Here is a 13848-nt window from a genome sequence, read left to right as displayed (position 1 = left end):
AAAACTTTTTTTTAATTATAGTAAAATAAAAAATTAAGTTTAATCTTAAAATTGTTTAAATTTGCCACTTATCTAAAACAAATATATGGTTAATATCAAATTACCGGACGGAAGTGTTCGATCGTATGAACAGCAAGTCACTCCATTAGAAATTGCACAAAGCATCAGCGAGGGCTTGGCAAGAAATGTAATATCTGCATTAGTAGATGGAAAACAAGTAGAAATCACCACGCCTATCACGCAAGATGCCGAAGTGCAACTATTAACCTGGAACGATGAGCTTGGTAAAAAAGCCTTTTGGCACTCTTCTGCGCACTTGTTAGCGCAGGCTATTTTGGACTTTTACCCCAACGCAAAACTCACCATTGGTCCTGCCATAGAAAATGGGTTTTATTATGACATTGACTTTGGCGATGAAGCAATTTCTGAAAAAGATTTCGAAAAAATCGAAAAGAAAATGCTGGAACACGCCAAACTTAAAAGCGAGTTTAAACTCTATCCCGTGAGCAAAGAAGAGGCGTTGAAAGTATATGCTAATAACCCTTTTAAAACCGAATTAATCGAGAATTTGGAAGATGGCTCTATCACTTTCTGTACGCACGAAAACTTTACAGATCTTTGTCGTGGCGGGCACATTCCGCACACTGGTCTTGTAAAAGCTGTGAAAATCTTGAACGCTGCGGGAGCCTACTGGAGAGGAAACGAAAAAAATCCTCAGCTTACTCGTGTTTATGGAATTTCGTTCCCAAAACAAAAAGAACTAAAAGAATATTTAGAAAATCTGGAAGAAGCTAAACGCCGAGATCATAGAAAATTAGGTAAAGAATTAGGAATTTTCACTTTTTCTGAAAAAGTAGGTGCAGGCTTGCCATTGTGGTTGCCAAAAGGAGCTGCTTTGAGACGCAAACTTGAGGCTTTCTTACAAAAAGCTCAGCAAAAAGCGGGCTACGAAATGGTAGTAACGCCACACATTGGGCACAAAGATTTGTATGTAACTTCTGGACACTATGAAAAATATGGTGCAGATAGCTTTCAACCTATCAAAACACCAAACGAAGGAGAGGAGTTTTTATTAAAACCTATGAACTGCCCGCACCACTGCGAGATTTACAATTCGGCACAGTGGTCGTATCGTGATTTGCCAAAACGCTTTGCGGAATTTGGAACCGTTTACCGATACGAACAAAGTGGTGAGCTTCATGGACTTACTCGCGTGCGCGGATTCACCCAAGACGATGCCCACATTTTCTGTACGCCAGACCAGTTGCTTGATGAGTTTAAAAAAGTAATTGATTTGGTATTGTATGTATTCGGTTCGCTTGGATTTGAGAATTTTACAGCACAAGTATCGCTCAGAGACCAAGAAGACCGCTCAAAATACATCGGGACAGAAGAAAACTGGAATAAAGCAGAAAATGCCATTATTACAGCAGCTAAAGAAAAAGGATTAAATTATAAAATTGAATATAACGAAGCGGCTTTCTATGGTCCAAAATTGGATTTCATGGTAAAAGATGCACTTGGACGCAGCTGGCAGCTCGGAACCATTCAGGTAGATTACAACTTGCCTGAGCGTTTTGATTTAAGCTATATTGGTAGCGACAACGAGAAACATCGTCCAGTGATGATTCACCGTGCGCCATTTGGCTCTATGGAGCGTTTCGTAGCGATTTTGCTCGAGCACACTGGCGGAAACTTGCCACTATGGCTGGCGCCAGAGCAGTTTAAAATTCTGCCTATCAGTGATAAATATTTAGACTATAGCTACAGAGTTTTAAATGAATTACAAGATGTAAACATTGCTGGAAGTGTAGATGCTCGTGCCGAAAAAACGGGTAAAAAAATCCGTGATGCCGAAATCAACAAAGTGCCTTATATGCTAATTGTTGGCGAGCAAGAGGAAGGAAATGGAACCGTGTCTGTTCGTAAACATGGCGAGGGGGATTTAGGAAGTTTCAGCATTCAAGATTTTAAATCGCTATTGGAAAAAGAATTAAATGTTTAAAATCAGTGTTTTAATATTGTAAAATTTCTTAAATATTACGATATTTGCAACATCAAAGATTTAAACCAAGTATAACCAAAACTTTAAATATTATCGCAAAAAAAAGATTCGGAGGGTTTCGCCCCTCTAACAGAAATGAAGACCAACACAAGATCAACGAAAATATCCACGTGCCAGAAGTGCGTGTTGTTGGTGATGTAGAAGAAATAGAGCAAGGTGTCTACAAAACTAGTCAAGCTTTGGAATGGGCTCAAGAAAGAGGGCTAGATTTGGTGCTCATCACAGAAAATGCTAAGCCGCCTGTAGCTAAGATTTTAGACTACAAAAAATTCCTTTACGATGAGAAAAAGCGTAAAAAGGAAATGAAGGCTAAGCAATCTAAAGTGGTGATCAAGGAGATTCGTTTCGGTCCAAATACCGATGAACACGATTACGAATTCAAAAAACGCCATGCAGAAAGCTTCTTGAAAGATGGTGCTAAATTGAAGGCTTATGTATTTTTCAAAGGGCGTTCAATTGTGTTTAAAGACCAAGGCGAAATTCTGCTTTTGAAACTTGCGCAAGATTTAGAAGAGTTTGGTAAAGTAGAACAAATGCCAAAATTAGAAGGCAAGCGCATGATCATGATGATGGCGCCTACAAAGACTAAATAATGGTATAAAAATAAATCCCTCGATTGCTCGGGGGATTTTTATTTAAGCTCTTTTATCCAGCGATGGTAAAAGGTAAAATGCGTTATATCTATCAGCTCTTCGATTTTTTTCAACACTTCCTTTTTCTTTCTAATGGAACTAAAATGATACTTCACAAAATAATATAAAATTGTGTAATATTTTTGCCACCCTGGGTTGATTAAAGATAGGTTTACAGCTTTGTAGTAATTTTCAGCTAATTTTCTTTCCCCTGTATTTAAGTAAACATAGGCTTTTAAAATCTTCCAAGTTTCTTGATGGCTGGTTTGCCTGCTAGAGGAAGTAACATCGGGATTTACTTGCGGAACGGTTGTATCTATGATCATTCTCATTTCATGGAATCGATCCGTTAAAACCAGATGCTCAATCATTTCTTGATCAAAACTAAAGGCATGATATTTTGAACTATATTCATACAACGGGCGTACAGAAAGCATTTCATTAAATTTCTCATGAAATCGTTTTTCATCTTGATTCAGCCATGCATGCAGCAACGACACGCCAAATTTCCGAGCCGCAGGCAGGTGAAAGACACCATTGGGCGGATAAATTAGTGGTGTTTTCTCGACTTGCTCATGGTAAATATCTATATAAGGTTTGTTCTCGGACAAGAAAGCCCCTACAAACAAGAAACCGTATGCATACAATCTAGATTCATTGGTGTATTTATATTTTAAATATTCTTGAAAATACATAGCATAGCCTGTGCACACCAAGTCTCTTAGCGGATGGTTTTCTATAAAATATTCTCGAGCAATGGGTAGTTTTGTTAATTTCTCTTGGCATATCGCTACCATTTCTGGGGAATCCAGAAGCGCATAACTCAATTTCTCGCAAGCATCCCAATAATCTTGTGTATTTACATTTTCTGAAAATAAAAATTCTAGCTGACTCTCAAGATTTTCCGACAAAAAATGATTAAAATTTTCATATCCCACATAAGATGCTAGCGCGTTTAAAATAGGAATTGATGGCTTATGTTCATTTTTAATTAATCCAAAAATTCTGCGAATCGTTTGGGCAGAAACTGGTGCATTATCCACTTTTACAAATACGGCTAATTCCTTACTATCTTTATGCGTCTCAATTGAGCGACCAAATTTTTTGACAACCCCAAGTTTCAATAAATCAATATGTTTCTGATTGTAAACCACTTCAATTAAATTTAACAAAATCTCTTTCGCAAATTTAAAGTTTTTTAACAACACTATAAAAACTTGTACAAAAAATTTATTTAACGATTTTCTAAATTTGTGCAAATAATTATACAAAAATGGGTGGATTTATCTCATTCGTACTAGCTACTATAGGACTAATTGCCATAGGTAGATGGATTTATAAAAAGAAAAATGAGAGAGAGTCTTTTAATTCATTTAAAGATTTAAAAGAGTTAAAAATTTTATTGGACGAAGGAGCTATCACAGAACAAGAGTTTAAAACACAAAAAGAACTCCTTTTTAAAGAAAGAGAAGAGATTTCAAAAGCCAAAGCCAATGGTTGTGCGTGGGCTTTTGGTTTTATCGCCTTTATAGGGCTGATGATACTCATATTAATTATACGAGCAGAAATATTGAGATAAAAAATTATAACACAATGGCATTATTAAACAGATTTAGAGTAAGTGTAAAAAGAGATTTCCCTCAACACAAACTTGCAAAAGGAATGAATGTAGAAGTAGTTTTAAATACTACCAATCCACTGATGTCTATGGATGGCAAACAAGCAATCATAGATGCCTTCATGAGAATTTATGGTGTGGATTTATCCAACAAAAGAAGCTATATAAGCTCTGGTTACATGGATTTTGTAAAACTTTAAAGATTTAAATAAATGAAAAACATTAGCAATTTAAAAGAAATAGCAGAAAGCTTAAATTTAAATAATCTCATTTTAGAAATTAATAATTTAGAAAATAAAATAAATCAGAATAATGCAGAATTAATATTCCCTTTAATCGGAGAATTTAGTGCTGGAAAAACAACACTTATCAATGCCTTGATTGATAACAAAAAGCTTGAAACATCAATCACCCCAACCACCTCAACCATATATGAAATCCATTTTGGGAGTAATACATCAAAAGCCGAAATTGTACTTGAAGATGGAAGCATTAAAGAAATAGAAAATATTGAAGATCTGAACAATGATGACTTAATTGATACACCTACAATAAAAATTTTTGACACATCTAACAAGATTCCAAAAGAAACAATTATTGTTGACACTCCAGGCTTATCATCTCCTACCCAAAAGCATAGAGATAATTTAATGAATTTCCTACCCTATGCAGATGGAATGTTTTTAGTAATAGACATCAATCAACCTTCTACACGTTCATTGATGGATTTTATTTCGACAATGAAGCTATCAGAAAAGCCTATTTATGTCATAATCACGAAATCAGACACAAAGGCTGAAAATGAAATTGAAAGCGTGAAAAAATATTTTTCAAACGAACTAAAATTACCAACAAATGGAATTGCATGTGTTTCTGCATTAGAAGACAATCTAGATGAGTTTTATAATTTACTAAAAGATATTCAGAAGAAAAAAAACGAAATTGTAAAAAAAACATCTGAACTGAGAATAAAATCAATTTCAGAAAATCTACTAAGTTACATAGATGATTTATTAAAAAATGCACAAGATTTTAAATCTCTAGAAAACAGCATCAAACAACAAGATTATGACTTAAGAACGCTTAAAAGAAATGTAGAGAAAATCATTGAAAATGTTAAGTTTGATACGGAACAAACAATACAAGAAACCTCTAAAAAATTCGAAGATAATGTAAAAGGGAAACTTGAAAACATAGTTTCGCAAAAAAATATTGATTACGATGCAGAAGTAAATCATGCAATCAATGATGCTCAAAATATTCTATTTTCTAATTATATCAAAAAAGTGCAAGATTCCATCAATGAACAAATTAGAAAACAAAACAATAAAGAAAGCGAAATTTCTTTTGACAATTTAAGAGAGATTGATTTCTCAAGCCTAAAATTAGACAACACTTATCAAAATCTAAGCCTAAATACTGCTGGAAAAGAATACAACAAAATGATTTCAACAGGTGTGAAAGTTTTAGCAGCAACGGCAGCGGTTGTAGCTATTGTCTCCACGGCTGGTGCTGCTGGTGTTGCTGGTGCTGCTGCTTCTGGATCTGCTGCTTTAGAAATTGCTGATACAGCTACAGACCTTGGAAATATGGCTTCTAATGCCAAAAGCATGAATAGAATGCAGAAATTAGGAACGAAAATAAATAAACTTAGAGAACACATAAGTGAGGGAGAAAATCAGCTAAAAACAATAGAGGAAAGTAATCAAGCTTATGGAGAAAAATTCGGCACTGAGCAAGGCATTGTGGAATCTATTGTAAGCTGGGCAACTGACAGCATGCTGGGAAAACCTCAAAGAAAAAAAAGAATTTCTTCTTTACTCAGTACGCAAATCATACCAGCGTTCAATCAACAATTAGAAACAATCAGCTCAAATATTTTAACTACTATACAAAGTATACTTGATGAGAATGCAACCAGCATTATCAATCAAAAACGAGATAATTTACTTACACTACAAAAAGAACTTTCTGAACAAAAAGAAAATTATAAAACGAGAATGACCGAATTAAAAAATTTCAAAAAATCTTTAATAAACAATTAAAATTAAAAAAATCATGGAAATAGAAAGCACAGGATTAGCGATAGGCCTCGTAGTCGGGGGAATTGCTGGAGCAATTGCAAAAGGTCAATTAGATTCAAACAAATCAAGCAATTTGCTAGAAACAAAAAACAATCAAATCAATTCACTTATCAAAGAGAAAGAATTACTTTTAAATAAAAATACAAAGCTCTCCGAAGAAATAGAATATTTACAGGAAGAAAATGCTAGGATTAAAAAGAAATTCAATCAACATGATGACCTTCAGGATGATTTAAAAGACGAGCTTGAAGATACCAAAACAAAGATTGAGAAACTAAAAAAAGAAAATCAAGAATTATTTAATCAAGCTAAATCTTATAAAGAAGCCTGCGAAGCGCTAGAAAGACAAATTGAAGCTCTAAAAAAATAATATAAATGGAGACCTATACAATTATTTATTTGGTGGTGGCTGTACTTTTCACGGCAGTCATCACCTATATTATTACATCCAAATCAAATAAAAAAGATTCTATTTCCGAATTAAAAAGCGGAAATACCGAAACTGATAAAAAGACAATTGCAACCCTAGAAAATAAGTTGGCCGACAAGGAAAGGAGGATAAATGAATTAAATAACCAAATTTCATCTATCTCAGAAAAAAGCAACACTCCAACCGACAACACCTCTGCCCTTCTAGATGCTAAAAGAAAAATTGAAACGCTCGAAGAGGAAATAGAAGATCTTGAAGATGAAAATGATAATAATAAGAGAAAATTTAAAAAAGAGAAAGAAAGCTTAGAAGAAACCATTAACGATAAAAATAAAGAGATTGAAAGCTTTTCAAATAAAATTGAAGAAATTAAAGAAGAGCTGAGCGATAAAACAAAAGAAATCGCCATCAAAAATGATTCAATTTCCTTTATTCAAGAAATATTATGTGCTAAGGGAATAAGTGACCAAGAAACTCAAAAATTACACCAGAGAGTTGATTTAATCACGAATTTCATAAGAAATGAAATCAGAGATGCTTTCAATAGATGTGATTTAGAACTTGAAGTGGAAGATGATGCTTACTTTTTTAATCAAGGGCTAGAACAATGGGCTATAACCTCTAAAAAGAGATGGATTCAAAATAAAACTAGCATTGCTTTTGTAGGTGAATTTTCTGCGGGAAAAACTTCAATTGTCAATAGAATCATTTCACAAGATGACCCTAAGGCCCCCACACTCCCCGTTAGCACAAAAGCTTCTACAGCTATTCCTACATATATTTCAGGAGGACTTATCACTGACTTTACTTTTGTTGCACCGAATAATGAACAAAAATCTATCACAGAAAATTCTTTCAAAAGAGTAAAAAAGGAAGTATTGGACCAAGTGAAAGGTATTTCTTCTTTGATTAAGTATTTCGTGATGACATACAAAAACGATAATCTAAAAGAAATTAGTATCTTAGACACTCCTGGTTTTAATTCAAATGATAGTGAAGATGCTGAAAGAACCATCGAAGTGATCAATGAATGCGATGCGCTATTTTGGGTTTTTGATGTAAACGCAGGGGAAGTCAACCGACAATCCATTAAACTTATCAAAGAGCACCTCCACAAGCCGCTGTATGTAGTTATCAATAAAATAGACACAAAAGCTGAATCAGAGGTAAAAAAAGTTTTGGATAGAATCAAAAAAACGTTTGAAGATAATGGCATCAAAGTAAATGACTTTATTTCTTTTTCATCAAAGGCTCCAATCTCAAATATTTTAACACCTTTAAAAAAAATCAAAAGCGAAACAGCCCAAAAAAACTACCTAGATAACATTATTCATTATATAGAAAACCAGATTATCCCGTTTTTAGACACAGCCTATTCTAAAGCCGCTCAAGAATTAAATCAAAAAAACAAAGAAGTAGATAATCTATTTTACAGTTTACAAAAAAACCTAACCGATTTAAAAAACTGTACGTCGTCAAACTAAAGTTTACTGAGGCTAATATAGTAAACAATTAAATAAGTCCAAAACAATAATTTAATTTTCGTTGATTTAAAGTATTTATTTTCACTTGTTTTCTTAGTTTTAAGATTTGGTCTTGTCTACCTAGGTATACATCTTCAGGGGTTAAATTATTTAAAGCTTCGTGATATCTTTGCGAGTTGTAATATTGCACAAATTTATCAATAGCCCTTTCGAGTTGCTCTGGAGCATAATAATGGTGTAATTTGACTACATTTTTCATGGAACGATGATACCGCTCGATTTTCCCTTGTGTTTGCGGATGCAATGGTTTTCCATGTATGTGTCTGATCCCATAAGTGTCCATTAAGTAATCTTTGAGTTCCTTAGCAATATAACAAGGTCCATTGTCGGAGAGCAACACTGGCGGTTGCTTTCTATTTTTTATTTTAGCTTTACTGATGGCGTTATCGATGGTTCTTTTGACGTTTTGTGCAGTCATACTAGGACAGAGTTCCCAATGAACGATATATCGGCTGTAGTCATCAATGACGGTGGATAAATAATACCATCCCCAACCGATAATTTTGAAATAAGTAAAATCCGTTTGCCACATTTGATGCACGAAATTGGTTTTGGAATGAAACTGATCTGCTGCTGCCAAGAACCTATGCGGTGTGTCGGCCAATAATCCCTGTTTTTTCAAAATGCGATAAACGGATGATTCAGATATGAAAACGCCTTGTTCATCGATGAACCTTGTGGCAATGAGCCTTGGTGTTTCCTGGGGATATTGCAAGGCAATCTCAACGACCATTTGTTTGATTCTATCGGGAATGCTATTCCATTGTTGCTTTTGATTACGTTTCGCTTTAAGGCCATCAATACCATTTTGGCTGTAGGCGTGATACCAATTATAAAAGGTTCTTTTGTGAATGCCTAATTGCTTTAAAGTCCTATTAACGCCTAATTCAGAGTTTTTTACCACCTCTATAATCTCTGCTTTTTCTTCTGCCGTTAGTCTCATATATTTTTTAAATTGAGGGGTTAATCCAACAGATTTAAGCTTTTTTTTACAATGTCATAACGAATAACCAAATCGGCCAAAGACTCCTTCAATACGGTATTTTCTCTGCGTAAATCTTTGACCTCCTCACTGGTAGCTTCTCTTGTTTCGTTACCCGAAAGACGTTTCTTTCCTGCTTCAATGAACTCTTTGCTCCATTTGTAATAAGTGGCTTCGCTGATGCCATATTTTCTGCACAGCTCTGCTACACTGAGCTCTGCACGTAAGCCTTCCATGACGATTAAAATCTTTTGTTCTGCATTGTACACTTGTCGTGTATTACGGCGAACTTCCTTAATAAGCTTTTCGCTTTTTGTTTGTTTTTTTACCATGTTCTAAGTGGTTTTTGTAAAGTTAGTTTTTTCTTTTTTTAACTATACTATTTTTAACCTAAACTGGTAAACTTTTTGCTGACGATTTACACCCGAGAGTAGTATTGCAGTTCCTTTAGGAATATTGTATGTATTATTTTCTAAAAAAATAGAAGGAGCTTTATTTTTTTTTAGTTCATTAGTTCCACAATCTAAAGATTCTATAAAATTTTTCATAGTGTTTATAGATACATGGTTGAAGTATAAATCCTTATATGTTTGTATATTATCTGGAGCGGCAACTCCAGGGTATGCCATAATTGTAGAGCCACTAGCAGGTTCTACTTGGGCTCCAATGGCTCGACCTTCAATTTCAAAAGAGAAAGTGTGCTGAGCATTAAATTGATGTCCAATTTCATGCATCAAAATTCCTTCAAACTCTCTGTGTAACATTTCTTTTTTTCTCCATTGCCCAACGAAATCATAGGCACTTACAGCTCGGGCTTTTCTTCCTTTTTTGCAAACTGTTCCGTAGTGAGAGAGCCCTCCAACTTGGCTAGAACTATGAAATAGATGACCAATATCGTAATTTTTATCTCCTATTTTTTCGTCTAAAAAATTTTGAATGATGTTGCCTTGCCAGAAGTTTGAATTATAGGAATCATTTTGAAATGGATTTTTTTCTCCTTGCGAAATTAAGGTTCTTTCATCGGAAACTAATTCAAATTTTATAGATAATTCTCTTATAAAAACTTCATTTATATCGTTTATATAGTTTTTGATAGCCAATAACGCAATTTCTTTATCAGATCTTCTAGAGTACTTCTTATTATTATAGGGTGGAGTTCTTTTTATAATATCTACAAAATCAGGAGTAGCGGCAATTGCAATTTTGAAGGTTTTTATATTGGATTCTTGAGAATAAATTAGAGATGATAAGAAAATAAATAAAAGGTATAAAGCTTTGAAATTCATTTTTTTAATTTAAAAAAGCTACTCAATTGTTAATTGAGTAGCTTATAAAAGTTCAGTTTAATGATTAAAATTTATTTGATCTTATCTACAATTGCTTTGAAAGCTTCTGGGTGATTCATTGCTAAATCAGCTAACACTTTTCTGTTAAGCTCGATGTTGTTGCTTTTAAGAGCACCCATAAATTTAGAATAAGACATTCCGTGTTGTCTAGCACCAGCATTAATTCTTTGGATCCAAAGCGCGCGGAAATTTCTTTTCTTTTGACGACGGTCTCTGTAAGCATAAACCATTGCTTTTTCAACTGCGTTTTTAGCAACAGTCCATACATTTTTACGGCGTCCGAAATATCCTTTCGCTAATTTGATAATTTTCTTGCGTCTTCTTCTAGACGCTACTGAATTGGTTGATCTTGGCATAATTTTTAAATTTTTTAAGCGTAGGCGGAAGTGTAATAAAACTTCTCTTTTTCTCTGCCCTCGCTTGGGTTAAACATTTTAATAAACCGGATTTTTATATAATTGGTGTTTTTGTTGAAAAACAAAAAATTATTTTAATCCTAATTGGCGTTTTACGCTGTTTACATCAGCTTGGTCTACAAGACCCATTTTGGTAAGATTTCTCTTTTGCTTAGTTTCTTTCTTAGTTAAGATGTGGCTTTTGTAAGCATGTTTACGCTTAATTTTTCCACTTCCTGTAAGTTTGAAACGCTTTTTAGCACCTGATTTTGTTTTTTGTTTTGGCATTTCTGTGTACTTATTGGTTAAACTGAACTTTAATCCGTTTGGTATTTAAACGAAAAATTCGCACAAAAGCAAACGGAGTGCAAATGTACGAATTTTATTTTAATTGTGGAAGAGGGTTGTTATAATGTTGATTTTAAAACTTTAAATTCCTCAATTTGATTTTTAATAGACTTATTTAGTTGAGTTAATTCTTCAAGTTTTTTATTTTCTTCGTTTAATGCGTTTTCTTTATCTAGAACTTTCTTTTGTAATTGTTCTAAGTTTTCTCGCATAGGTGTTAATACTTCATCGAAAAAGTTAGTTTTTATGGTTTTTGCAATGTTTTCTTTATGTTGGTATATCTTTTCCAAGTATTGTTCAGCTTTAAATTCACTTCTAGTTTTATTAACTAATTCGTATAACTCATTTTTATCATTTCTAAATATATTTTTGACGAATTTTATTAATTTATCTAGTAAGTTCTCTTCATTGTTTGGTGTGAATGCATTACCATCAATATCCAAAGTTATTTTTTGTTTTGTAGAGTTGATTAAATCTTGGCTTTCAAAATCTGGAATGTATTTAATAAACAACCCCTCAACTTCAAAGATGAAATCGGAAATTTCATTTTTAACTTTTCTCTCAACCTCATCTGACAAATGTTCAATTTTATGTTTAATGTCTCTCTGTGTTAATTGTTGAATTTCTTTTTGAATTTCTCTTTTTGCTTTTTCAGTCCCTTTAAATATCCCAGTCTTCTTTTCTATGATATCATCCATTCTATTACAACGGTTATCAACCATGTCGTCTAGGTCTTTACTTCCTTTTTTTACGATTTCTCTAAAAATTTCATCAAGCCCATCAATAAAGATATTTAATTTTTTGTTTAGTCTTTTTTCAATTCTTTCTACATTTTTAAGCTTTTCATCAATTTCATCATCATCAAGACTTAGGTTTTTAATTTTTTCTTCCGTTACGATTATGTCATTTTGTGTTGAGTTTTCTTTATTGTAGGTAGATGACAATAATTCATTGATAGGCTTTGTAAATAAAATTTGCGTTTTTTCCTTGTCTATGATTCTTTTAACTTCACTGGTAAGATTGTTTAAGAAACTTTTGTCTCTGAGCTGATTTTGAGAATTAATTTCAAAATTATCACAATGTCGTTTGAATGAGAAACTATAACTTTCAGATTCATTTATTTTACTCATCGGCATTTGTGATAAAAGTGCCATCTCGGCAGATAGTGGAATGGGGCTTGTCTCTTTTAATAAATCAGAGAGAGTCTCGTTACCATAATTTTTAGCGGCATCTTTTATTTGTTGTTTTACGTATTCGTTGATTTCTTCAATTGTATCTCCGTTTTCGTAGGCTATATCATATTTGTTGATACCTATAATGACTTTGCCAATTCCGCATTTGCCTACATTTTCAAAGAGGATACTTCTATCGGTAGAGTCAAATGGTCTCCCTGCATATAGCATTAATAGCACTGCGTCAGCCTTTTCTAGAAACTCTTTGGTTCTTTCTTCTCTGGATACGATAGGGTCGTTGAAGCCTGGAGTGTCTACAATTTCAACCCCTTTTAAATATTCTTTTGGGTAGTAGATTTTCACAGCTTTTGTAATGGAGATGTATTTGCCATCAGCTCCTACATATTCTTCCAAATTTTCAAAAGTATCCTTTTGATTTTTGCCAAGAAAAGATTCCAAACTACTTCCTAGCTTATGAGCTTTTTCCATCAATTCTTTAGCCGCTTTTACTTTAGATTCTTCAATCTCATTACCTTTTACATCCTCTAGTGAGCGAGACGCTTGCATTTTTTGTTCTTCCCACTCTTGTGGAGTGTAAAATTCGGCTTCAATTTCTTTTTTTTCTCCATAGGTAATGATAGAAAGAGCTGCAGTCATAGGGGTGGTTGCGGCAGGTAGAACATCGTCTTCAAAAACAAAGGCGTTTAAGAATGTAGATTTTCCACTTTTCATTTGCCCAATGACTCCAATGGTGAGCACATCATTTTTAATCCTATTGATTATCTCCTCTTCTTTTTGAGGAGTAATCCATCCGTAATCTTTTGCTTTTTGCGTGAGCGAAATTAAACTTTGTTTTTTTTGGCTTAATTCTTCAAATATATTTGTATTCATAAATTCTTAATTATAGTTTTTTTGATGAGATTGGTTCCGATATTTTTTTCAATTTATCGAGCATATTTCCCATTTCAACTAGGTTTTCTTTGTGATAGTGGGCTACGGCATTTGCTATGCTCTTTTCTTCGGAGCACTTAGCAAGTTCTTCTCCTAATTCTTGTATGATTATTACATCTTTTTCAGATATGTCATCCAATATTTTTTTTAGTCTATTACCACCTTCTTTGCTCATTTTAAAGTAATCTCCTGAAAAAAAACTGCTACGTTCTTCAGGGATTAAGCTTGCCTCTTGGCTATGGTTTTTTAATGTAAATCGTCAGCAAAAAGTTTACCAGTTT

The 13848-nt window shown here is 33.5% G+C and carries 13 protein-coding genes and 1 pseudogene; 7 read left to right on the top strand and 7 right to left on the bottom strand.

Features of this window, described 5'->3' with window-relative positions; genetic code table 11:
• Nucleotides 1–85 precede the first annotated feature (85 nt).
• Both thrS and infC read left to right on the top strand, forming a co-directional pair.
• Nucleotides 86–2005 carry a threonine--tRNA ligase gene (gene thrS / locus ORNRH_RS08580; RefSeq protein WP_014791458.1) on the top strand — a complete coding sequence of 640 codons (1920 nt, stop codon included), beginning with the start codon at nucleotides 86–88 and terminating at the stop codon, nucleotides 2003–2005.
• A 92-nt stretch (nucleotides 2006–2097) separates the two neighbouring features.
• Nucleotides 2098–2658: a translation initiation factor IF-3 gene (gene infC / locus ORNRH_RS08575; RefSeq protein WP_258205066.1), complete on the top strand. Its 561-nt coding sequence runs from the start codon at nucleotides 2098–2100 to the stop codon at nucleotides 2656–2658.
• Between the two features lie 38 nt (nucleotides 2659–2696).
• Here the strand turns inward: infC and ORNRH_RS08570 are convergent, their stop codons facing one another.
• The gene (locus tag ORNRH_RS08570) at nucleotides 2697–3869 is read right to left on the bottom strand and encodes a hypothetical protein (RefSeq protein ID WP_155814518.1); all 1173 of its coding nucleotides are present in this window, start codon (nucleotides 3867–3869) and stop codon (nucleotides 2697–2699) included.
• A 101-nt stretch (nucleotides 3870–3970) separates the two neighbouring features.
• Here ORNRH_RS08570 and ORNRH_RS08565 point away from each other — a divergent pair, with 101 nt between their 5' ends.
• From ORNRH_RS08565 to ORNRH_RS08545, 5 genes are read left to right on the top strand one after another with little or no spacing between them, the layout of a single operon-like run.
• Complete coding sequence (locus ORNRH_RS08565) at nucleotides 3971–4276, top strand: hypothetical protein (protein WP_014791455.1); 306 nt, start codon at nucleotides 3971–3973, stop codon at nucleotides 4274–4276.
• Between the two features lie 14 nt (nucleotides 4277–4290).
• Nucleotides 4291–4515 (top strand): DUF6140 family protein, encoded by a 225-nt coding sequence (locus ORNRH_RS08560; protein ID WP_014791454.1) that lies wholly within the window; start codon nucleotides 4291–4293, stop codon nucleotides 4513–4515.
• 12 nt (nucleotides 4516–4527) lie between these two features.
• Nucleotides 4528–6360, top strand: a complete 1833-nt coding sequence (locus tag ORNRH_RS08555) for a dynamin family protein (RefSeq protein ID WP_014791453.1) — start codon at nucleotides 4528–4530, stop codon at nucleotides 6358–6360.
• Between the two features lie 13 nt (nucleotides 6361–6373).
• Nucleotides 6374–6769 (top strand): coiled-coil domain-containing protein, encoded by a 396-nt coding sequence (locus ORNRH_RS08550; RefSeq protein WP_014791452.1) that lies wholly within the window; start codon nucleotides 6374–6376, stop codon nucleotides 6767–6769.
• A 5-nt stretch (nucleotides 6770–6774) separates the two neighbouring features.
• Nucleotides 6775–8313 carry a dynamin family protein gene (locus ORNRH_RS08545; protein ID WP_014791451.1) on the top strand — a complete coding sequence of 513 codons (1539 nt, stop codon included), beginning with the start codon at nucleotides 6775–6777 and terminating at the stop codon, nucleotides 8311–8313.
• A gap of 28 nt (nucleotides 8314–8341) precedes the next feature.
• Here ORNRH_RS08545 and ORNRH_RS08540 read toward each other — a convergent pair.
• The 6 genes and pseudogenes from ORNRH_RS08540 to ORNRH_RS08510 form a co-directional block, all read right to left on the bottom strand.
• A pseudogene (locus tag ORNRH_RS08540) lies at nucleotides 8342–9687 on the bottom strand (IS3 family transposase).
• A gap of 42 nt (nucleotides 9688–9729) precedes the next feature.
• Nucleotides 9730–10641 carry a reprolysin-like metallopeptidase gene (locus ORNRH_RS08530; protein WP_036601889.1) on the bottom strand — a complete coding sequence of 304 codons (912 nt, stop codon included), beginning with the start codon at nucleotides 10639–10641 and terminating at the stop codon, nucleotides 9730–9732.
• A gap of 71 nt (nucleotides 10642–10712) precedes the next feature.
• Nucleotides 10713–11057, bottom strand: a complete 345-nt coding sequence (gene rplT / locus ORNRH_RS08525) for a 50S ribosomal protein L20 (RefSeq protein WP_014791450.1) — start codon at nucleotides 11055–11057, stop codon at nucleotides 10713–10715.
• Nucleotides 11058–11186: 129 nt separating this feature from the next.
• A complete protein-coding gene (gene rpmI / locus ORNRH_RS08520) occupies nucleotides 11187–11384 on the bottom strand; it encodes a 50S ribosomal protein L35 (RefSeq protein WP_014791449.1) in 198 nt (65 codons plus the stop codon).
• 119 nt (nucleotides 11385–11503) lie between these two features.
• Entirely contained in the window at nucleotides 11504–13507 is a 2004-nt protein-coding gene (locus tag ORNRH_RS08515; RefSeq protein ID WP_014791448.1) for a dynamin family protein, read from the bottom strand.
• A gap of 10 nt (nucleotides 13508–13517) precedes the next feature.
• Entirely contained in the window at nucleotides 13518–13742 is a 225-nt protein-coding gene (locus ORNRH_RS08510; RefSeq protein WP_014791447.1) for a hypothetical protein, read from the bottom strand.
• Nucleotides 13743–13848: the final 106 nt, after the last annotated feature.

The sequence above is a fragment of the Ornithobacterium rhinotracheale DSM 15997 genome (genome assembly GCF_000265465.1).
Classification (GTDB): domain Bacteria; phylum Bacteroidota; class Bacteroidia; order Flavobacteriales; family Weeksellaceae; genus Ornithobacterium; species Ornithobacterium rhinotracheale.
This window is presented reverse-complemented; position numbering and strand designations above follow the sequence as displayed.